General features: G+C 66.1%; 16 protein-coding genes. 10 read left to right on the forward strand and 6 right to left on the reverse strand.

The features are described from left to right. Positions 1–71 precede the first annotated feature (71 nt). The 3 genes from JYA52_RS09635 (at position 72) to JYA52_RS09645 (ending at position 2,132) form a co-directional block, all read left to right on the forward strand. Positions 72–1,301, forward strand: a complete 1,230-nt coding sequence (locus JYA52_RS09635; RefSeq protein ID WP_205652963.1) for an inorganic phosphate transporter — start codon at positions 72–74, stop codon at positions 1,299–1,301. Further along, positions 1,298–1,519 carry a hypothetical protein gene (locus tag JYA52_RS09640; RefSeq protein ID WP_205652964.1) on the forward strand — a complete coding sequence of 74 codons (222 nt, stop codon included), beginning with the start codon at positions 1,298–1,300 and terminating at the stop codon, positions 1,517–1,519. The genes JYA52_RS09635 and JYA52_RS09640 overlap by 4 nt, the downstream gene beginning before the upstream one ends. A 61-nt stretch (positions 1,520–1,580) precedes the next feature. Further along, positions 1,581–2,132, forward strand: a complete 552-nt coding sequence (locus JYA52_RS09645; RefSeq protein WP_205652965.1) for a dihydrofolate reductase family protein — start codon at positions 1,581–1,583, stop codon at positions 2,130–2,132. Positions 2,133–2,160: 28 nt separating this feature from the next. Here the strand turns inward: JYA52_RS09645 and JYA52_RS09650 are convergent, their stop codons facing one another. Further along, positions 2,161–2,706, reverse strand: coding sequence for a hotdog fold thioesterase (locus JYA52_RS09650; RefSeq protein ID WP_205652966.1), 546 nt, complete (start codon positions 2,704–2,706; stop codon positions 2,161–2,163). Positions 2,707–2,725: 19 nt separating this feature from the next. Between JYA52_RS09650 and polA the strand changes: the two genes are divergently transcribed. From polA to rpsA, 3 genes are all read left to right on the forward strand, one after another. Further along, the gene (gene polA, locus JYA52_RS09655; protein WP_425545812.1) at positions 2,726–5,524 is read left to right on the forward strand and encodes a DNA polymerase I; all 2,799 of its coding nucleotides are present in this window, start codon (positions 2,726–2,728) and stop codon (positions 5,522–5,524) included. Positions 5,525–5,614: 90 nt separating this feature from the next. Continuing rightward, entirely contained in the window at positions 5,615–6,904 is a 1,290-nt protein-coding gene (locus JYA52_RS09660; protein WP_205652967.1) for a GNAT family N-acetyltransferase, read from the forward strand. Positions 6,905–7,133: 229 nt separating this feature from the next. After that, the gene (gene rpsA, locus JYA52_RS09665) at positions 7,134–8,609 is read left to right on the forward strand and encodes a 30S ribosomal protein S1 (protein WP_026537355.1); all 1,476 of its coding nucleotides are present in this window, start codon (positions 7,134–7,136) and stop codon (positions 8,607–8,609) included. A 120-nt stretch (positions 8,610–8,729) separates the two neighbouring features. Here the strand turns inward: rpsA and JYA52_RS09670 are convergent, their stop codons facing one another. Both JYA52_RS09670 and JYA52_RS09675 read right to left on the reverse strand, forming a co-directional pair. Next, positions 8,730–9,296, reverse strand: coding sequence for a type 1 glutamine amidotransferase domain-containing protein (locus tag JYA52_RS09670; protein ID WP_205652968.1), 567 nt, complete (start codon positions 9,294–9,296; stop codon positions 8,730–8,732). Positions 9,297–9,458: 162 nt separating this feature from the next. Beyond that, positions 9,459–10,151, reverse strand: a complete 693-nt coding sequence (locus tag JYA52_RS09675; protein ID WP_307869345.1) for an IMPACT family protein — start codon at positions 10,149–10,151, stop codon at positions 9,459–9,461. 123 nt (positions 10,152–10,274) lie between these two features. Here JYA52_RS09675 and coaE point away from each other — a divergent pair, with 123 nt between their 5' ends. The 4 genes from coaE to JYA52_RS09695 all read left to right on the forward strand — a co-directional run bounded on the left by coaE (position 10,275) and on the right by JYA52_RS09695 (position 16,320). Then, the gene (gene coaE / locus JYA52_RS09680) at positions 10,275–11,513 is read left to right on the forward strand and encodes a dephospho-CoA kinase (protein WP_205652969.1); all 1,239 of its coding nucleotides are present in this window, start codon (positions 10,275–10,277) and stop codon (positions 11,511–11,513) included. Further along, on the forward strand, positions 11,510–13,609 hold the full coding sequence (gene uvrB, locus JYA52_RS09685) for an excinuclease ABC subunit UvrB (protein ID WP_205652970.1): 2,100 nt from the start codon (positions 11,510–11,512) through the stop codon (positions 13,607–13,609). Before coaE ends, uvrB begins: the two co-directional genes overlap by 4 nt. Positions 13,610–13,800: 191 nt before the next feature. Further along, complete coding sequence (locus tag JYA52_RS09690; RefSeq protein WP_205652971.1) at positions 13,801–14,838, forward strand: TerC family protein; 1,038 nt, start codon at positions 13,801–13,803, stop codon at positions 14,836–14,838. 132 nt (positions 14,839–14,970) lie between these two features. Continuing rightward, entirely contained in the window at positions 14,971–16,320 is a 1,350-nt protein-coding gene (locus tag JYA52_RS09695; RefSeq protein WP_205652972.1) for an MFS transporter, read from the forward strand. Here JYA52_RS09695 and JYA52_RS09700 read toward each other — a convergent pair. From JYA52_RS09700 to JYA52_RS09710, 3 genes are all read right to left on the reverse strand, one after another. Next, the gene (locus JYA52_RS09700; protein ID WP_205652998.1) at positions 16,306–17,586 is read right to left on the reverse strand and encodes an alpha/beta fold hydrolase; all 1,281 of its coding nucleotides are present in this window, start codon (positions 17,584–17,586) and stop codon (positions 16,306–16,308) included. The genes JYA52_RS09695 and JYA52_RS09700 overlap by 15 nt on opposite strands. A 64-nt stretch (positions 17,587–17,650) precedes the next feature. Continuing rightward, complete coding sequence (locus JYA52_RS09705; protein WP_205652973.1) at positions 17,651–18,151, reverse strand: GNAT family N-acetyltransferase; 501 nt, start codon at positions 18,149–18,151, stop codon at positions 17,651–17,653. 64 nt (positions 18,152–18,215) lie between these two features. After that, the gene (locus JYA52_RS09710) at positions 18,216–20,759 is read right to left on the reverse strand and encodes a DEAD/DEAH box helicase (protein WP_205652974.1); all 2,544 of its coding nucleotides are present in this window, start codon (positions 20,757–20,759) and stop codon (positions 18,216–18,218) included. Between the last annotated feature and the right edge of the window lie 135 nt (positions 20,760–20,894).

The raw sequence follows: 20,894 nt of genomic DNA on the forward strand, positions 1-20,894 counted from the left end.
TGAACTGTGCCTTGCAGGCAGCCGGGGAAATGTGGAACTGCTGATCGTCGACTCTGCAGATTGGGCAACAGGTGGATATCACCTTAATGGTGGCGCTGGTCATAGCACTGGCCTTATTTTTCGACTTCACCAACGGATTTCATGACACCGCGAATGCGATGGCCACGCCTATCGCCACCGGTGCCATCAAACCGAAGACGGCAGTTGCACTTGCAGCGGTCCTGAACCTGGTGGGTGCGTTCCTGTCCACGGAAGTGGCCAAGACCGTTTCCGGCGGCATAATCCGGGAGGGAAACGACGGCATCCAGATCACGCCGGAGATCATATTCGCCGGCCTCATGGGTGCGATCCTCTGGAACATGATCACTTGGCTCAAGGGACTGCCGTCGAGTTCGTCGCACGCCCTCTTCGGCGGGCTGATCGGCGCCGCGGCCGCCGGCATCGGATTCCATTCCATAAACCTGGAGTCGCTGCTGCAGAAGGTCATCCTGCCGGCGATCTTCGCTCCCCTCATCGCCGGGATCGTTGCCTACATCTGCACCCGCGTGGCCTACGCGCTGACCTCCCGGCACGATCCTGAAACGGGCAGCAAGCTCACGCAGAAACGCGGCGGCTTCCGGACCGGCCAGATATTCACGTCCAGCCTTGTGGCACTGGCGCACGGCACCAACGACGCCCAGAAGACCATGGGCATCATTACGCTGGTGCTGATTGCCGCGGGAACGCAGGACCCCGGATCGGGCCCGCAGTTCTGGGTCATCGCCGCCTGCGCGTTCGCCATCGCCATAGGCACGTACGCCGGTGGCTGGCGGATCATCAGGACCATGGGCGCCGGACTCACCGAGGTGAAACCCGCTCAGGGCTTCGCGGCCGAATCCAGCACCGCCTCCGCCATTCTCGCCTCCTCGCACCTGGGCTTCGCCCTCTCCACCACGCAGGTGGCGTCCGGGTCCGTGATCGGTTCGGGCATGGGCCGCAAGGGGACGACCGTCCGCTGGGGCATGGTGGGGCGCATCGCCCTTGGCTGGCTCTTCACCCTTCCCGCGGCGGGCATTGTCGGGGCCCTCACCGCCATCCTCGTCAAGACGGGCGTCGTCGGCGTGGTGATCGCAGCCGTCGCCGGAACGGCAGCCGTGCTGTACATGTTCCTGGTCTCACGCAAGTCCCAGGTTGGCCACCATAACGCGGTGGAGGTCGAAGAAGCAGGGCAGGCAGTCCGCTTCGCCAAGAAGAAAGCCCTCGCCCGGGCACGCGCCGCCGAGCGCGCCAAGGCGAACAAGCCGAAGGATGCGCAGCGATGAAGTGGTTGGAACTCCTCACCGTGGCGGGTGCCACGCTGACGGCTGCGGTAACCGTCGTGGTCCTGTATTCCCTGGGCGTCCGCCTCACCGCCATTGCCGGGGACAGCCAGACCGTCGCCCCGGCATGGGTCCGTTACTTCGCCTACATCTGCTTCGGCCTTTGCGGAGTTGCGGTGCTGTTCGGACTCTACCTGATCATTCCCTACTTCAGCGGATAGGGTTCAGCGGCCGTCGCCTGCCGCTCTGGGAACCCGGCGTGCGAATCGCTAGGCTGGGCCCATGTCCAGCGTCCAGTACTACGTAGCTTCATCCCTCGACGGGTTCATCGCCACGGCCGACGATGACCTTGCGTGGCTGCTGCAGTTCGACGGCTTCGAAGGCGGCAAGGAAAGCTACGACTCCTTCATGGCCGGAGTGGGCTGCATCGTCATGGGCGGCACCACGTACCAGTGGCTCATGGACCATGAGCCCGGCAACTGGCCGTACCCCGACATGCCCTGCTGGGTATTCACGCACCACGAATTCAGCGCCCCGCCCGGTGCGGACGTCACGTTCGTCCGCGGTGACGTCGCTGAGTTCGCCGGCGACTTCACCGGCGACGCCGGAGGCAAAAACGTCTGGGTGGTCGGAGGCGGCGAGCTCGCCGCCCAGTTCGCCGACGCCGGCCTGCTGGATGAGCTGATCGTCTCGATCATCCCCGTCGTGCTGGGACAGGGAAAGCGGCTGCTGCCGCTGAAAGGGCCGACGCCGCCGCTTGAGTTGGCGGAGTCCCGCACCCAGGGGCGGGGCATAGTTGAGCTCCGCTACCGTTTCGGGGGCACGCCGGGCTAGGCGCTGGAGCAGTTAGGCGCCGGAGCAGCTACTGGCCGATGTCCCGGATCAGGTTGGTGAGGCGGGCCGTGGAGAGCCTGCGGCCCTGCTCGTCAGTCATGACAATCTCGTGGGTGGTCAGCGTTCGGCCGAGATGGATGGCCGTGCAGGTGCCCGTCACGGTGCCTGACGCGATGGACCGGTGATGCGTTGCCCCCACTTCGATGCCCAGTGCCTGCCTGCCCGGCCCCGCATGCATCCCTGCCGCGAAGGACCCCAACGTTTCGGCCAGCACCACGTGGGCGCCGCCGTGGAGGATTCCGGCCACCTGGGTGTTCCCTTCCACGGGCATGGTGGCAACCGTCCGTTCGGGGCTCATCTCCAGGAACCGGATCCCCATCTTCACCACCAGGGCGCCGATTCCGAACCCGCCAAGCCAGTCGTGGAGGTTTTCGGGAACCCCGGCTACCAGGAGCTCATCCTTGAACCGCGCTTCATCGCCAGTGCCCGCCGCTTCCGGCGGCCGGGCCTCCTGGCCTTCCCCTCCGGCAGGGCTGGTCTCTCCGGCACGGCCGGGAGTGAAATTGTCCACCATGGCAACTAGGCTGGCACCTGTGAGTGAAACAACCAAACCGGCCCCCTTCCCGTCCACAACCGAAACCCGTCAGGACATCGCGGTGTCCTCGCCTGCCGGCCCGTCAGTGTCGGCCACCGAGGCCCCCGTCATTCCCCTGACGGAGCAGCCCCGGCTTCTGGTGCTGGACGGTCACTCCATGGCGTTCCGGGCTTTCTTCGCCCTTCCGGCTGACAAGTTCTCAACCGCCCGGGGCCAGCACACCAACGCGATCCACGGCTTCACGTCCATGCTCATCAACCTGATCAAGGAACAGAAGCCCACGCACATCGCGGTGGCCTTCGACGTCTCGGACGACACCACTCACCGCAAGGCCGAGTACAGCGAGTACAAGGGCGGCCGCAATGAGACTCCCCGGGAGATGAGCGGCCAGATCGACCTCATCGACCAGGTGATGGGCGCCTGGGGCATCAAGACCATCAAGATGCCCGGCTATGAGGCGGACGACATCCTGGCCACGCTGGCGGCCATGGGTGAAAAGGCCGGCTACGAAGTCCTGCTCGTGTCTGGTGACCGTGACGCCTTCCAGCTCATCACCGACAACGTGTTTGTGCTGTACCCGCGGAAGGGCGTGAGCGACATCCCGCGCATGGATGCTGCGGCGATCCAGGAAAAGTACTTTGTCTCGCCCGCGCAGTATTCGGATCTCGCTGCCCTGGTGGGGGAGACTGCGGACAACCTCCCCGGAGTGCCGGGTGTGGGTCCCAAGACGGCCGCGAAGTGGATCAACCTCTATGGCGGGCTCGAAGGAGTCCTGGAGCACCTTGACGCCATCGGCGGGAAGGTGGGCGACGCGCTGCGGGCGAACGTTGATTCGGTGAAGCGCAACCGCAAGCTGAACAGGCTCCACACCGACCTTGACCTGCCGGTGACGCTGGACGAGCTCGCGGATCCGCGGCCTGACCAGGAGGCGCTCGAGGAGCTCTTTGACACTCTCGAGTTCAAGACCATTCGCACGCGGCTCTTCGACCTTTATGCCAGCGACGCCCCGGAAGCGGAACGCGAGACCCTGGAGACGCGGGACTTCGCCACGCTGACGGACGCGGACGCGCTCCGGTCCTTCCTCACGGCCGGCGCCGGCCAGCGGTCTGCCCTTGCCGTCGATGTACTGCCTGGCCGGATCGGCGAGGACGCCGACGCCGTCGCGATCGTGCGGGACGACGCCGCCGCCTACATCGACCTCACCTCACTGGACGCCGAGGCTGAGAATGTTCTGGCCCAGTGGCTCCGGGACGCGGAGTCCCCGAAGGTCATGCACGGCTACAAGGCAGCCCTGAAAGCACTGAACAACCGCGGACTCGGCCTGGAAGGGGTGGTGGACGACACCTCCATCTCCGGCTACCTGATCCAGCCCGACCGCCGCACCTACGAGCTGGCCGAACTGGCCCAGTACCACCTGAACATCCACGTCTCCCCGGAGGCCGCCAAAGCCGGCCAGCTGGAACTGTCATTCGACGACGACGCCGCCGCGGCGTCGGGCGCACTGGTCCAGGTCGCCGCCGTCGTCCAAAAGCTGAGCCGGTTCTTCGACTCGGAACTGCGGGAACGCAAGGCCGAGGAACTGCTGGCCACACTGGAACTGCCGGTGAGCCGGGTCCTGGCCGACATGGAGCATACGGGCATCTCCGTCTCCATGGAGCTGATGGACGAGCAGCTGGCGGACCTCGCCAGGGTGATCGACGACGCCCAGGAGCGTGCGTTTGCCGCCATCGGCCACGAGGTGAACCTGGGCTCCCCGAAACAGCTGCAAACGGTGCTGTTCGACGAGCTGCAGCTGCCCAAGACCAAGAAGATCAAATCGGGCTACACCACAGACGCCGCCTCGCTGAAGAACCTGCTGGAGAAGACGGGACACGAATTCCTGGTCCAGCTGATGGCCCACCGTGAATCGGCCAAGCTGCGCCAAATGGTGGAGACGCTCAAAAAATCCGTGGCCGAAGACGGCCGCATCCACACCACGTACGCCCAGAACGTCGCGGCCACGGGACGCATTTCCTCCAACAACCCCAACCTGCAGAACATCCCGATCCGCAGCGAGGAGGGCCGCCGGGTCCGCGGCATCTTCGTGGTCAGCGACGGGTATGAGTGCCTGCTGTCCGCGGACTACTCGCAGATTGAAATGCGCATCATGGCCCACCTGTCCGGTGACGCGGGGCTGATCGAGGCCTACCGCCAGGGCGAGGACCTGCACCGCTTCGTGGGCTCGTCCATCTTCCACGTGCCGCCGGCAGAGGTCACCAGCGCCATGCGCTCCAAGGTCAAGGCGATGTCCTACGGCCTGGCCTACGGGCTGACCTCGTTCGGGCTGTCCAAGCAGCTGGAAATTTCGGTCGATGAGGCCAGGACGCTCATGAAGAACTACTTCGACCGGTTCGGTGCCGTCCGCGACTACCTCCGGGGAGTGGTGGACCAGGCCAGGATCGACGGTTACACGTCCACCATCGAAGGGCGCCGCCGTTACCTGCCGGATCTCACCAGCACGGACCGGCAGATGCGGGAAAACGCCGAGCGCATCGCCCTCAACTCGCCCATCCAGGGGTCTGCCGCGGACATCATCAAGCGGGCCATGCTGGGAGTGCACGCCGAGCTGGCGGCCCAGGGGCTCAAGTCGCGCATGCTGCTGCAGGTGCACGATGAACTGGTGCTGGAGGTGGCCAACGGTGAACGCGAGGCGGTCGAGAAGCTGGTCACCGAGCAGATGGGCTCCGCTGCGCAACTGAGTGTTCCCCTTGATGTGCAGATCGGCGTGGGCACCAGCTGGTACGACGCAGGCCACTAGACGATGCAGGATGCGGAGGGCGCCATATCAGGCGCCCTCCGCAGGTGATTCACTGGGGTGCAAATTCATTCGGTTCAAAGGGGGCAGTACATGGCAGACAACTATGAGATCAGGCGGTTCAGGGCGGCGGACAAGGGCACGCCCGATTACGCCCACGGGACCGACTGGATTCAGGCCGTGGGCTTCGGTTTCCACGACACCCGCCGGAATGACGAATTCGTGGACAAGATCATGGCCATGTACCGGCAGGATGACCGTGAGCTGACGGGCGTCTACCAGACGGCCCACGTTGCACCGCATTCCCTGGGCGCCAACGTTCCCGTGGCCACGTTCGGCACACTGCGCAAAGACATGAACGTCGGCTACGGCCGTCAGCTCCGGACGCACATGGTGACGGCTGTGACGGTGCGCGGCACGCACCGTCGCCAGGGCATCCTGCGCCGCATGATGACCGAAGACCTCGCTGCCGCCAAAGCCGACGGGCTGGCCGTGGCGGCGCTTACGGCCTCGGAAGGCTCCATCTACGGGCGCTTCGGCTACGGCGTGGCAACGTTCGAGCGCAGCATCAAGGTGGACACCGGAGCCCGGTTCCGGCTTCGGCACGCGGCAACAGGCAGAGTAGAAATAGCGGACCGGAAAGTCCTCCTGGACCTGGCGCCGGAAGTGTTCGAACGCGTGCACCGGCACACCCCGGGCTCCATCGTCCGGCAGGATGCCTACCGGCAGACCGTGTCAGGCGTCTGCGGCCGCGACGGCGCGGAAGACGAGGCCATCAAGTGCGCACTGCACTACGACGCCTCCGGCTCCGTGGATGGCTACGTCTCCTACAAGTTCGCCGGCTGGGACACCAAGCCGTACACGATCGAACTCGTCGACCTCGTGGCCGCCACCAACTCCGCCTATCTGGAACTGTGGCAGTTCCTCGGCAGCATCGACCTGATCGAGCGTGTCAGCTGGGCGGAGGCCCCGGCGGACGACCCGCTCGCATGGGCGCTGGAAGACCCCCGGTGCATCGAGTCCTCGGACCACCGCGACATGCTCTGGCTCCGGGTCCTGGACACGGGCAAGACGCTGGCCGCCCGGCGCTACTCCGCGGACGGCGCCCTCATCCTGGGGATCAGCGACGCCCTGGGACTTGCCGGTGGCACGTTCCGCGTCGAGGTCAGCGGCGGGGAAGCGAACGTCACGGAGGCCCCGGCCGGCTCGGAGCCGGACCTGTCGCTGGACGTCGCCGACCTCGGATCCGTCTATCTGGGGGCCGTCTGTCCCGTCACCCTGAAAGCCGCAGGACTTATCACGGAGCACACACCGGGAGCGGCGCTGAAAGCGCGGCTCATGTTCGCTGTCGAACGCCCGGCGCACTGCCTGACACATTTCTGACAGCATTTTGGCAGGTCACAGGCCTCCGGCGTAGCGGCGGCGCTTTGACCGGCGTTGGCGAGTGCGACTAGAATAAACGGGCGTGTACTAGGTGCACGTATCTATAATCCACAAAATCAGGATGACCCGGCACATCCGCGTGATATGCCGTGCTTTGCGCCTGCGTTCCATAACGCGGGCGCGATGGTTTGCCTGACCGACTAACTATCCACAACGGAGCCCCTACTACATGACCATCACCTCCACCGAGAAGCCCGGTACCCCCGTAGTCGCCATTAACGACATCGGTACCGCTGAGGACTTCCTCGCAGCAGTCGACGCCACCATCAAGTACTTCAACGACGGAGACCTCGTCGAAGGTACCGTCGTCAAGGTCGACCGCGACGAAGTTCTGCTCGACATCGGTTACAAGACCGAAGGTGTCATCCCCTCCCGCGAGCTTTCCATCAAGCACGACGTTGACCCCGGAGACGTCGTCTCCGTTGGCGATCAGGTCGAAGCCCTGGTGCTCACCAAGGAAGACAAAGAAGGCCGCCTGATCCTCTCCAAGAAGCGTGCTCAGTACGAGCGCGCCTGGGGCGACATCGAGAAGGTCAAGGAAGAAGACGGTGTTGTCACCGGTACCGTCATCGAGGTTGTCAAGGGTGGTCTTATCCTCGACATCGGTCTGCGCGGCTTCCTGCCGGCGTCCCTCGTCGAGATGCGCCGCGTGCGCGACTTGGCTCCGTACATCGGTCAGCAGATCGAAGCCAAGATCATCGAGCTGGACAAGAACCGCAACAACGTTGTGCTGTCCCGCCGTGCATGGCTCGAGCAGACCCAGTCCGAGGTCCGCTCCACGTTCCTCAACAAGCTGGAAAAGGGCCAGGTTCGTCCCGGCGTCGTTTCCTCCATCGTCAACTTCGGTGCCTTCGTGGACCTGGGCGGCGTAGACGGCCTCGTCCACGTTTCCGAGCTGTCCTGGAAGCACATCGACCACCCGTCCGAGGTTGTCGAAGTTGGCCAGGAAGTCACCGTCGAGGTTCTCGAGGTCGACCTGGACCGCGAGCGTGTTTCCCTGTCGCTCAAGGCTACGCAGGAAGATCCGTGGCAGACCTTCGCCCGCACCCACGCCCTCGGCCAGGTTGTTCCGGGTAAGGTCACCAAGCTCGTTCCGTTCGGTGCGTTCGTTCGCGTCGAAGACGGCATCGAAGGCCTCGTTCACATCTCCGAGCTGGCTGTCCGCCACGTGGAGCTGGCTGAGCAGGTTGTCTCCGTTGGCGACGAGCTGTTCGTCAAGGTCATCGACATCGACCTCGAGCGCCGCCGTATCTCGCTCTCCCTCAAGCAGGCCAACGAGGGGGTCGACGCCGACAGCACCGAATTCGACCCGGCACTCTACGGCATGGCCGCCGAGTACGACGAAGAGGGCAACTACAAGTACCCGGAGGGCTTCGACCCGGAGTCCAACGAGTGGCTTGAAGGCTACGAGAACCAGCGCGCCGCCTGGGAGCAGCAGTACGCTGACGCCCAGACCCGCTGGGAAGCACACAAGAAGCAGGTTGCCCAGCACGCTGCCGACGACGCTGCCGCTGCAACGTCCGGTGAGAGCGATTCCGGCACCACCAGCTACTCCTCGGAGCCGGCTGCAACCGAGACCGGCGCAGGCACGCTTGCTTCGGACGAGGCTCTTGCAGCACTGCGTGAGAAGCTGACCGGCAACTAATTGCCAGTAAAGACTGATTGCCAGTAAAAAGGTGGCCGTCCCCGGAAGGGGACGGCCACCTTTTTTGCTGTCTTTGGAACTACGTGCCCGGCCTGTCTGCTGCCGCTGCGTTCCGGCGGCTCAGGCAGTCTGGCCGGCGTGCTCGCCTTCGGCGATTTCCTCGAGCACCTTGTCATTAAAGGCCGGGAGGTCGTCCGGCTTGCGGCTGGTCACGAAACCCTGGTCCACCACCACTTTCTCGTCCGACCAGTTCGCGCCGGCGTTCCTGAGATCGGTCGCGAGGGTGTGGTACGAGGTGAGGTTCCGGCCCTTGACCACGCCGGCATCAATCAGCAGCCAGGGGCCGTGGCAAATCGCGGCCACGGGCTTGTGCTGCTCGAAGAAGCTCCGGGCGAAGGCCTGGGCGTCCTTGTTCACGCGCAGGTGGTCGGCGTTCACCACGCCACCGGGGATCACCAGGGCGTGGAAGTCCGAGGCGTTGGCCTCCGCCAGGGTGAGGTCCACGTCAAACGTGTCCCCCTTCTCGACCCCATTGAAGCCTTGAATCTTTCCGCTGGACGGAGCAACGAGGGTGGGCTCACCGCCGGCCTCCTTGACCGCGTTCCAGGGGCTTGTCAGCTCCACCTGCTCCACCCCGTGGGTGAGCAGAAAGGCGACCTTCTTGCCTGCGATGTTGTGTTCCGACATTCGTCCTCCTTCAACTTGGCGCGCCGCCGGGCGTGTGCCGCGGGGACATGCGGGCGCGGCGCGCGGTGTGCTGGCTTACACATCAACCCTAGGAAGCAGGAAACTGATAAGCAACCTGAGTATTGGTTAGGGCCTGGCACGTTAGTTCAGCGGCCAGCACCGTCAGTGGGGGAGCGGCGCGTCCACCCAGTCTGTGCCCTCCGGCTCAAGCGCCGCGGTTCCGGACGTCATTGCCGCGAGCCGCTCGGTCGCTTCCGCCAGCGGTTCCGGCGCGTCAGGCAGCGCGATGCGCAGGACAGTCGCCTGCGGCTCGTAGCCCGTTTCGGCCATGGCATAGCCGGCGGCGCGGAGATCGTTCTCAAGCCGCCCGGCAGCGGCATGGGGCACCCGGACAGCGCAGAGGCGCAGCCGCCTGCGCTGCACCAGCGGCGCGAGTTCAAGGGCCGCGGACACCGACTCGGAATACGCCCGCACCAACCCTCCGGCCCCCAGAAGGATTCCGCCGAAGTACCGCACGACGACGGCACTCACATCGCTGAGGTCCGTCACCCCGGACGCGGTTTCCCGCCGGATGAGGGCCTCGAGCATGGGGATCCCCGCCGTTCCGGAGGGCTCGCCGTCGTCGCTCGAACGCTGGACGCTGCGGTCCGGGCCCAGTACGAACGCGGAACAGTGGTGCCGGGCGTCGTGGAATTCCCGCCGCAGGTCCGCCACGAGCGCCCGGGCAGCCTCTTCGCTGTCCGTGCGCCGCAGCACAGTGATGAACCGTGACCGTTTGATCTCCAGCTCATGGCGGAAGTCTGGCCCGGCGGCCAGGGTGGTGAAGGACGACGTCCTGCTCTCCTGCTCTTGCACCGCCCAAGTCTAGTCCGGGCATGGGCCCACGAGGTCAGGGGGGCGGTGGGTGGGCCCACGCCGTCAGGGTTCCCTGGGTGAGCGGAGCGAGGTCAGGGGGGCGGTGGGGACTAGTCTGGGGGAGTGTTGAAGATTGGGTTGACGGGCGGCATCGCCTCAGGGAAGTCCATGGTGGCCGCGCGCCTCAAAGAGCTGGGGGCGGTGCCGGTCGACGCTGACGCCATTGCCCGTGACGTCGTGGCACCCGGCACGCCCGGCCTCGCGGCCGTGGTGCGGGCGTTCGGGGCAGATATCCTCGACGCCGACGGGCGGCTCGACCGGCCCCGCCTCGGTGCCGTTGTGTTCGGTGACCCGGAGCGGCGTGCGGAGCTTAATGGCATCGTCCATCCCCTGGTCCGCCGGCAGGCCGCCGCGGTGATCGCCGCGGCGCCCGCGGACGCCGTCGTGGTCCAGGACATCCCGCTCCTCGTCGAAACGGGCCAGCAAAGCAGCTTCCACCTCGTCGTGGTGGTGGACGCGGCGGCCGAGGTCCGGCTCCAGCGCATGGTCAAGCACCGCAACATGACGGAGGAGGAAGCCCGCTCCCGGATGGCCGCCCAGGCTGCGCGGGACGTCAGGCTGGCGGCGGCCGATGTTGTGCTGGACAACTCCGGCACGCCGGAGGATCTGCGGGGTGAGGTGGACCGGCTGTGGCAGGACCGGCTCGTGCCGTACGCCATGAACATCAGCAACGCCACCGTTGCCGCCCGAAACGGCGGGCCGGTGCTCGCTCCGCACGATCCCGACTGGCGGCGCCAGGCGAGCCTGCTAATGGACAGGCTGCGGGCCGCTGCCCCCGACGAAGTCCTCGCCGTTGAGCACATCGGCTCCACGGCCGTTCCCGGACTCGACGCCAAGGACGTCATCGATCTGCAGATGGCGGTCACGGACCTGGAGGCAGCGGACCGCATGGCGCCGCTTCTCGGTGCCGCCGGCTTTCCCGCCTGGCCGGGCATCCTGCTCGACAGCCCCATCGCCGGACGCCCAGATCCCGCCGCGTGGTCGAAGCGGCTCCACGGCAACGCGGACCCCGGGCGGCCCGTGAACCTCCACGTCCGCGTCGCCGGCTCTCCGGGCTGGCGCTTCGCACTGGGCTTCCGTGACTGGCTGACCGCAGACCCGGCCGCCCGGGACGCCTATGCTGCCGAAAAGCGCCGGGTCGCGGCGCTCCACGCATCGGACAGCTCAACCTCCGGGTACGCCCAGGAGAAGGAGGCCTGGTTCATGGAGACCGCCGGCCCCGGCATGGAGCGGTGGGCCGCAAGCAGCGGCTGGCAGCCGCCGTCGTACGCCTCTGCGGGCAGCGGTAGATTAGATACATGAGTCTTGCGCAGGAGATCAACCGCGTCGTCGCGCCCTTTGAGGTCATCAGCGAGTTCAAGCCCGCCGGCGACCAGCCGGCCGCCATCGCCGAACTCACCGAACGGATCAAGAACGGTGAAAAGGACGTGGTGCTCCTCGGCGCCACAGGTACCGGCAAAAGCGCCACCACCGCGTGGCTGATCGAGCAGATCCAGCGTCCAACCCTGGTGATGGTGCAGAACAAGACGCTCGCCGCGCAGCTGGCCAACGAGTTCCGCGAGCTGCTGCCCAACAACGCGGTGGAGTACTTCGTCTCCTATTACGACTACTACCAGCCCGAGGCCTACGTGGCGCAGACGGATACGTTCATTGAGAAGGACTCCTCCGTTAACGAGGAAGTGGAACGGCTCCGGCACTCTGCCACGAATGCGCTGCTGACCCGCCGGGACGTGATCGTGGTGGCCACCGTCTCCTGCATCTACGGCCTCGGCACACCGGAAGAGTACATCGCCGGCATGGTGACCCTCCGCAAGGGGGCGGAGATGAACCGCGACGATCTGCTCCGGAAATTCGTCTCCATGCAATACACCCGCAATGACATGGACTTCCACCGCGGCACGTTCCGGGTGCGCGGCGACACCGTGGAAATCATTCCGATGTACGAAGAGCTTGCCATCCGGATCGAGTTCTTTGGCGACGAGATTGAGAACATCCATACGCTGCACCCGCTCACCGGGGAGGTCATCCGGGACGAGACCGAAATGTACGTCTTCCCGGCCTCGCACTATGTGGCCGGCCCGGAACGGATGAGCCGGGCGATCAAGCGGATTGAAGACGAACTTGCCGAGCGGCTCGCGGTGCTCGAGGGCCAGAACAAGCTCGTGGAGGCCCAGCGGCTCCGGATGCGCACCACGTACGACCTGGAAATGATGCAGCAGATGGGCTTCTGCAACGGCATCGAGAACTATTCTTCGCACATCGACGGACGCGCCCGCGGCACCGCGCCGCACTGCCTCCTCGACTACTTCCCGGACGACTTCCTCCTCGTGATTGATGAATCCCACGTCACCGTGCCGCAGATCGGTGCCATGTACGAGGGCGACATGTCGCGCAAACGCAACCTGGTGGACCACGGCTTCCGGCTTCCCTCGGCGATGGACAACCGCCCGCTCAAGTGGGATGAGTTCCAGGACCGCGTGGGCCAGACGGTCTACCTGTCCGCCACCCCGGGCAAGTACGAGCTCGGCAAGGCGGACGGCTTTGTCCAGCAGATTATCCGCCCCACCGGCCTGATCGACCCCGAGGTGGTCGTGAAACCCACCAAGGGCCAGATCGACGACCTGCTGGATGAGATCCGGACCCGCACCGAGAAGAACGAACGCATCCTGGTCACGACTCTCACCAAACGCATGGCCGAGGACCTCACCGACTACCTCCTGGGGCACGGCGTCAAAGTCGAGTACCTGCACTCGGATGTGGACACCCTTCGCCGCGTGGAACTGCTCCGCGAACTGCGGATGGGAACGTTTGACGTCCTCGTGGGCATCAACCTGCTCCGCGAAGGTCTTGACCTGCCTGAAGTGTCGCTCGTGAGCATCCTGGATGCGGACAAGGAAGGCTTCCTGCGGTCGTCCACGTCGCTGATCCAGACCATCGGCCGTGCGGCCAGGAACGTGTCCGGGCAGGTGCACATGTATGCGGACCGCATCACCGACTCCATGGCCCATGCTATCGACGAGACAAACCGCCGCCGGGCCATCCAGGTCGCCTACAACACCGAAAACGGCGTGGATCCGCAGCCGCTGCGGAAGAAGATCGCGGACATCACGGACCAGATTGCCAAGGAGGACGCCGACACCCAGGAACTGCTGAACAACAACCGCCTGGCCAAGGGCGCCAAACGCGGCAAGTCGGGGGCCAAGGGTGCGGCGACGGTCCGGGCGGACGGTCTCGCGGCGGCCCCCGCCGAGGATTTGGTCGGGCTGATCGAACAGCTGACGGAGCAGATGCACGGCGCCGCAGCCGAGCTGCAGTTCGAGCTGGCTGCCCGGCTCCGCGACGAAGTGGGCGAGCTGAAAAAGGAACTCCGCCAGATGCACGCAGCCGGGCACGCCTGAGGTAGGCGCGGGCAGGCGCCGGCGTGAGGTAAAGTTGAGGTCACGTAGGGGAGTATCCCAAGCGCTACGGACGTCAACACGCAAGGCACAGATGCCTTGCCGGGCGTAGCGGGCAACCAAATCAGCACTAAGTGCACAGGTTCGCCGGAGAGACTTACACCAGTTTTTTGTACCCTGCGAAAGGTATCTCTGTGCAGCTTCCCGTCTGGTTTGAGGTCGGCTCGTTCGTCGTCCTCGGCATCATCCTCCTGTTAGACCTGCTCCTGGTGGTGCGGCGTCCGCACGAACCCTCCATGAAGGAAGCCGGCCTCTGGGTCGCCTTCTATGTGGCTCTTGCCTTGGTCTTTGCCGGTGCCATGTTCATGTTCGCGGGCCCGGAGTACGGCGGGCAGTTCGTCGCCGGCTGGGTGACCGAATACAGCCTGAGCATCGACAATCTCTTCGTCTTCATCATCATCATGGCCCGCTTCTCGGTGCCCCGTAAGTACCAGCAGGAAGTGCTGATGGTGGGCATCATCATCGCCCTCATCCTGCGCGGCATCTTCATCATGCTCGGAGCGATCGTCATCGAGCAGTTCAGCTGGGTCTTCTATATCTTTGGTGCCTTCCTGCTGTGGACGGCGTGGAAGCAGGCCCAGGACGAAGGCGAAGATGAAGAGGACCGGGAAAACCCGATCATCGCCAAGATCCGCACCGTCATCCCCATGTCGGAGAAGTTCGACGGCGGCAAGCTCCGCACCGTGGTCAACGGCAAGAAGGTCTTCACCCCCATGCTGATCGTCTTCGTGACCATCGGCATGACGGACCTGCTGTTCGCCGTGGACTCCATCCCCGCGATCTTCGGCCTCACGCAGAGTGCGTTCATCGTCTTCACGGCGAACATCTTCGCGCTCATGGGCCTGCGCCAGCTCTACTTCCTGCTCGGCGGCCTGATGAACCGCCTGGTCTACCTGAAGCACGCGCTGTCCGTGATCCTGGCGTTCATCGGCGTGAAGCTGATCCTGCACGCCATGCACGTGAACGAACTGCCGTTCATCAACGGCGGCCACCACATCGAGTGGGCACCCGAGATCCCCACGTACGTTTCTCTGGCGGTCATCGTGGGCACCATCGTCGTCGCCGTGATCGCCAGCCTGGTCAGTTCCAAGGCAAAGCAGGCCAAAATGGACGCCCGCCTCGAGGAGGACGCCCGGAAGAGCCGGAGCGACGTGGACGTGGACCAGACGTAGGGCCTCCAGGCCTTAGGCAGCCCTCCGAGGGACTGCGGCGAGAACCCCGGTCACTGCGTGGCCGGGGTTCTCGCTTCAAAAACTTTGCAGTGGAGCCTCCTCGTGCCGCCGGGCCCGGACTATGCTCGGAGGATGGCAACCACTTCCCGGGCAGAGCCGGATGTGCGCCAGGTGCAGCGCCGCACCGTGCTGCTCCTGGGGTCCGCGCAGTTGCTCAGCGCCATCGTTACAGGAGCCACCGTTTCCATCGGCTCCCTGCTCGCCGTCGACCTGTCCGGCTCCGAGGCATGGGCCGGGTCGGTCGCCACCATGATGACCCTCGCTGCTGCGCTGGCGGCGCTGCCGCTGGCCTCGCTGGCCGAGCGCCGTGGACGCAGGATCAGCCTGGCCACCGGTCTGGCCGCGGCCCTCGCCGGCGCGCTCCTCATCGTGGTGTCCGTGGTCACGGGCATTTTCGTGTTCCTGGTGCTTGGCGCGGCCGGCGTCGGGGTGGGCACAGCCGCCAACCTGCAGGCCCGTTTCGCCGCCGTCGATCTGGCAGACGCTGAGCACCGCGGACGTTCCCTGTCCGCCGTCGTGTGGGCCATCACTGTCGGAGCCGTGGCCGGGCCCAACCTGGTCCAGCCCGGCGCGGTGGTGGGGCAGAGCCTGGGCTTGCCGCCCATTGCTGGACCGTTCGTCATCTCCGCCGCCGGGCTGCTTCTTGCCTGCGGCCTGCTCCTGGCCGGGCTTCGCCCCGACCCCCTCATTCTGGCGCGGCAACTTGCCGCACGGGCCCAGCCCGCCGGGCCTCCCGCAGGCGGCGCGCCGGTTCCGGCGCCAGCCGGAGGCTCACTCGCAAGGGGCCTTCGGGCGGTCCGCCACGCACCGGCCGCGATCCTGGCGCTGGCCGCCGTCGTCGGGGCCCACGCCATGATGGTGGGCGTCATGTCCATGACGCCGCTCCACCTGCAGGCACTCGTTGCGGGCCCGCACAGTGTCCACGGCAGCCATGCCGCCGGAAGCGATGCGCTGGTCATTATCGGCTTCACCATCTCGCTGCACATCGCGGGGATGTTCGCGCTCTCCCCGGTCATGGGGTGGCTGACCGACAAGCTCGGGAGGACGCAGACCATTGCGCTTGGCCTCGCCACCCTGCTCGCCGCTGTTCTGGTGGCCGGCTTCGGCCAAGGGTCGACGGCGGCGGTCGCGGTCGGTCTCGTGCTCCTGGGCGTGGGATGGTCTGCCTCCACCATCGCCGGATCCACTCTCCTTGCTGAAAGCGTCAGCCAGAAGGACCGGGTGGCCGTGCAGGGCGTCTCGGACATGATGATGGGCGTGGCGGGTGCTGTGGGCGGGGCTGTCTCGGGCCTGGTCCTGAGCTGGGTCGGATACCTTGGCCTCAACCTGGCCGGCGGCGTGCTCGGTGTCGCGGTCCTTGCGGCCGCCGTCGTTGCCCTGCTGGCAGGGCGATCGAAGCCCGTCGGGTCAGTCCCTGACTGACCGCACCATGCCCAGCAGGCGGCCGAAGATTGCTTCGCCGTCGTCGGCGATGCCGTCGTGGTGGAAGTCGGCCGATTCCCAGACCTGCAGGCCGCGGACAGCTGCGGCGGTCTCCAGGGACAGGCCGCGCTCCACGTAGATGTCGTCGGTGTATACGGCCGCTGCCGCCGGCACGGTATTGGCCGCCAGCCGGAGCGGGTCGTAGAGCGGCTTCCAGTCCGGCTTTGCTGCCAGCAGTCCGGCCACTTCCTTCAGCGGGCGCAGCGCCTGGTCCTGCTCGAAGTACCACGGATACACCATCTCGCCGGTCAGCAGGAGTTCCGGTGCGTCCGGGCTGAACTCCGGGAACTCCCGGAGGACCCGCCACGCTGCCCAATCCGTGGCCGAGCCCTGGCCGTAAATGGATTCATGCATCAGCGCGTAGAGCGGATTGCCGGCCCGTGAGACCAGGGAGCGGAGCTGCTCGAGGAAGGTATCGGACAGCCGGGCGCCGCGGGGCGTGTCCACGAAGGCATCCTCCAGCAGGTTGTGGAGCCCGTCCACCCTGGTGTTCCCGCCGAGGAAGGCGCCCGCCATCTGGAACCGCTCCACGGTCAGGCGTTCACCGCCGGGCAGGAATTCGTCCGTACTCCGGAGGTGGCGGGCGATCCGGTCGACGGTCGCGCGGTCTTCCGGATACCAGCCAAAATACTCCGCGTTGCGGGCGGCCACGCGCTTGAAGGTTTCCCGGTACACACGTTCTGCAGACCCCGTCAGCGGGGCCAGCCCGCCGGTGATGAGGACTTCCCGCAGCCCTTCGGGGGCGAACGAGAGGTACGTCAACGCGCAAAATCCGCCGTAGCTCTGGCCGTAGATGCTCCACGGCTCCGATCCCAGGGCGCGGCGGACCAGCTCCGCGTCGGCCACAATCGAATCGGCGCGGAAATGTTCGAGGTAGCGGGCCTGGGCAGCGGCGTCGCCCCTGGCCGGAAGCGTGTTCCGGTCGATGGGGGAGGACAGCCCGGTGCCGCGCTGGTCCAGCATGAGGATCCGGAAATCCTTCGCGGCCGCCTTGCTCCAGCCGCCGAGGGACATCAGCCGGTTGCCGCGGCCGCCGGGTCCGCCCTGCAGGTACAGGAGCCACGGCAGCTTTTCCGCCGCTGCTTCGCTGTGATCTGCGGATACGTACTCGCGCGCAAAGACGGTGATGGTCTCGGCGGCGTCCTGGCCGGGGGACGCATTGAAATGGTCCAGCGGGACAGTGAAGTAGTGCTCCGCCGTGCGCATCCCGCGGAACTCATGCCGGGCGCGGACAGTGTGGACGGCAGCATCGACAGCGTTCACAGCTGCCTCAGCCACGGGCGCCCGCCCCGCTGCGGGCCCCGAACGCTGCCAGGGCGTCGCCGGTGAGGCGGAAGGTGGACCACTCCTCCATCGGGTTCGCCCCGAGCTTCCGGTAGAAATTGATGGAGGGTTCGTTCCAGTCCAGGACGCTCCACTCAACCCGGGCGTACCCGCGTTCGACGGCGGTGGCCGCCAGATGCTGCAGGAGCGCCTTGCCGTGGCCCTCGCCGCGCGCCTCGGGAGTGACGTAGAGGTCTTCCAGGTAGATGCCGTGGACGCCTTCCCACGTCGAGTAGTTCAGGAACCAGAGGGCGAATCCCCGGACCTCTCCGGCGTCGTTCTCGGCCATGTGGGCGAACACTCGGGGGTGCTCGCCGAAAAGCACCTCGGCCAGCATCTCCGGCGTGTTCCGGACGGCGTCCGGTTCCTTCTCGTAGATGGCCAGTTCATGGATCATCTGCAGGATTACGGGGACATCGGCCGGGGTTGCGGGACGGATTACGCTCATGTTCCGAGCTTACTAGGGCCGGGGAGGGGACCGCGCTTGTGCTTGAGCCAGCCCCGGGTGGCCGTCAGAGCCTGTTGACCTCTGTCACCCGGACCACGGCGGTGCCGGTCTCGTCGGAGGCAGCGAGGTCCACCTCTGCGGAGATGCCCCAGTCATGGTTGCCTGCGGGATCATCGAAGATCTGGCGGACCTTCCACACGTCCGGTCCCTCCGTGAGCATCAGCAGTCCCGGGCCGCGGGCATCGGGGCCGGTGCCGATATCGTCGTGCTCGTCGAAGTAGTCGTCCAGGATGTCCTCCCAGCGGTCGGCATCCCAGCCGGCGTCGCCGTCGAGCTCGCCCAGCGCCGCGGCGTCCTCGTCCGCGAACAGCTCCACGCGGCGGAACATTTCGTTCCTGACCATGACACGGAAGGCCCGCGTGTTGGAAGTCAGCGACGGCGGCGGCGGGGGCGGCGCGTCGTGCGGAGTCGGTGCCGCACCGGACGTCAGCTCCTCCCACTCGTCCAGCAGGCTGGAGTCAACCTGGCGGACCAGCTCGCCGAGCCAGGCGATGAGGTCTTCCAGGTCCTCCCGGAGGGCATCCTGCGGGACGGTCTGGCGCAGGGCCTTGAAGCCGTCGGCCAGGTACCGCAGCACAATGCCCTCGGAACGTGCCAGCCCGTAGAACTGGACGAATTCTCCGAAGTTCATGGCGCGTTCGTACATGTCACGAATGACGGACTTGGGCGCCAGTTCGAAATCGCCCACCCAGGGCGCTGCCTTCCGGTAGACCTCGAAGGCCTCGCCGAGGATTTCCGCGAGGGGCTGCGGGTACGTGACGTCGTCGAGCAACGCCATGCGCTGCTCGTATTCAATGCCGTCCGCCTTCATAGCGGCGATGGCCTCGCCCCTGGCTTTCTTCTGCTGCGCGGAGAGGATCTGCCGCGGTTTCTCCAGCGTCGCCTCGATGACCGAGACCACGTCCAGGGCATACGACGGCGACTCCGGATCCAGCAGCTCCAGCGCGGCCAGGGCAAACGGCGAGAGCGGCTGGTTCAGGGCGAAGTTCGCCTGCAGGTGGACTGTCAGGCGGACGGTGCGGCCGTCGGCGCCCTGGTCGGCCAGCGGGATGCGTTCCACCACCTCCGCCGCGAGCAGTTCACGGTAGATGGAGAGCGCCTTCTTCATCAGCCGCAGCTGGGCTGACCGGGGTTCGTGGTTCTCGGTGAGCAGCCGGCGCGCCGCGGCGAACGGGTCGCCGGGACGCTCCATCAGGTTCATCAGCATCGCGTGGGTCACGGTAAAACTTGAACTCAGGGGCTCCGGAACGGATTCCACCAAGCGGTTGTAGGTGGGCTCTCCCCAGGAGACGAAGCCTTCGGGCGGCTTCTTCTTCACGACCTGGCGGAGCTTCTTCTGGTCGTCGCCGAACTTGGCGGTGGCCTTGGCCATGGCCTTGGCGTTCTCCACCACATGGTCCGGCGCCTGGACCACCACGGTGCCCGCGGTGTCGTAGCCGGCGCGGCCGGCCCTTCCGGCGATCTGATGGAACTCGCGGGAATTGAGCAGGCGGGTGCGGACGCCGTCGTACTTGCTGAGCGCGGTGAGCAGCACGGTCCGGATGGGAACGTTGATGCCGACGCCCAGGGTGTCGGTGCCGCAGATGACCTTCAGCAGGCCCGCCTGCGCGAGCTGTTCCACCAGGCGCCGGTACTTGGGCAGCATGCCTGCGTGGTGGACGCCGATGCCGTGCCGGACCAGGCGGTTGAGCGTCTTGCCGAACCCTGCCGCAAAGCGGAAATTCGCGATGAGCTCAGCAATCTTGTCCTTCTCCTCGCGGCTGCAGACGTTGATGCTCATCAGCGTCTGGGCACGCTCAATGGCTTCGGCCTGGCTGAAGTGCACCACGTACACCGGAACCTGCTTGGTGGACAGCAGTTCCTCGAGCGTCTCGTGCACGGGGGTCTGGTGGTAGTAGTAGTGCAGCGGGATGGGCCGCTCGGCGGAGCTGACGGTGGTGGTGGGCCGGCCGGTGAGTTCTGTCATGCCGGCCTCGAAGCGGCTGACGTCGCCGAGGGTCGCCGACATGAGCAGGAACTGGGCCTGCGGCAGTTCGAGCAGCGGGACTTGCCACGCCCAGCCGCGCTGCGGGTCCGAGTAGAAGTGGAACTCATCCATGATCACGGCGCCGAGGTCGGCCGCGGCCCCCTCGCGCAGCGCGATGTTGGCGAGGATCTCGGCAGTGCAGCAGATGATGGGGGCGTCCTGGTTGACCCCGGAGTCGCCGGTGATCATGCCCACGTTCTCTGCCCCGAAGATCTCGCACAGGGCGAAGAACTTTTCCGAGACAAGGGCCTTGATGGGCGCGGTGTAGTAGCTGCGTTCCCCGCGGGCCATGGCCTGGAAGTGCGCTGCGATGGCCACGAGGGATTTGCCCGATCCGGTGGGTGTCGCCAGGATCACGTTGGCGCCGGAGGCGAGTTCCATGATGGCCTCGTCCTGGGCGGCATACAGCTCCAGGCCCCGGCTTTCGGTCCACTCCAGGAAACGCATGTAGAGCGAATCCGGGTCTGCCTCCGCCGTCGTTGTCCGTGCGGCAGGGGCGGGGAGCTGTTCAACGAGTTTCATTGCTTTCCAGCTTAGTGCGTGTCCCTGCCGCGCGTGCTTTCTCCCGGGACCGGCGCTAGGCTCGCGTTGGCTGCACCTTTGGGGGCGGCCGCAGGTCAGCGGGCGCGGCGTGCCCGCTGTGTTTCAAGCCACTGG

Origin of the sequence: Arthrobacter pascens, assembly GCF_017052465.1 — a bacterium.
GTDB classification, from domain to species: domain Bacteria; phylum Actinomycetota; class Actinomycetes; order Actinomycetales; family Micrococcaceae; genus Arthrobacter; species Arthrobacter pascens.

What these genes read in the sequence shown, in the direction of transcription:
- JYA52_RS09640 (WP_205652964.1), top strand. Translation starts at nt 1,298, where the DNA reads ATGAAGTGGTTGGAACTCCTCACCGTGGCGGGTGCCACGCTGACGGCT.
- JYA52_RS09645 (WP_205652965.1), top strand. Translation starts at nt 1,581, where the DNA reads ATGTCCAGCGTCCAGTACTACGTAGCTTCATCCCTCGACGGGTTCATC.
- JYA52_RS09650 (WP_205652966.1), bottom strand. Translation starts at nt 2,706, where the DNA reads ATGGTGGACAATTTCACTCCCGGCCGTGCCGGAGAGACCAGCCCTGCC.
- JYA52_RS09660 (WP_205652967.1), top strand. Translation starts at nt 5,615, where the DNA reads ATGGCAGACAACTATGAGATCAGGCGGTTCAGGGCGGCGGACAAGGGC.
- rpsA (WP_026537355.1), top strand. Translation starts at nt 7,134, where the DNA reads ATGACCATCACCTCCACCGAGAAGCCCGGTACCCCCGTAGTCGCCATT.
- JYA52_RS09670 (WP_205652968.1), bottom strand. Translation starts at nt 9,296, where the DNA reads ATGTCGGAACACAACATCGCAGGCAAGAAGGTCGCCTTTCTGCTCACC.
- uvrB (WP_205652970.1), top strand. Translation starts at nt 11,510, where the DNA reads ATGAGTCTTGCGCAGGAGATCAACCGCGTCGTCGCGCCCTTTGAGGTC.
- JYA52_RS09695 (WP_205652972.1), top strand. Translation starts at nt 14,971, where the DNA reads ATGGCAACCACTTCCCGGGCAGAGCCGGATGTGCGCCAGGTGCAGCGC.
- JYA52_RS09700 (WP_205652998.1), bottom strand. Translation starts at nt 17,586, where the DNA reads ATGCGCACGGCGGAGCACTACTTCACTGTCCCGCTGGACCATTTCAAT.
- JYA52_RS09705 (WP_205652973.1), bottom strand. Translation starts at nt 18,151, where the DNA reads ATGAGCGTAATCCGTCCCGCAACCCCGGCCGATGTCCCCGTAATCCTG.
- JYA52_RS09710 (WP_205652974.1), bottom strand. Translation starts at nt 20,759, where the DNA reads ATGAAACTCGTTGAACAGCTCCCCGCCCCTGCCGCACGGACAACGACG.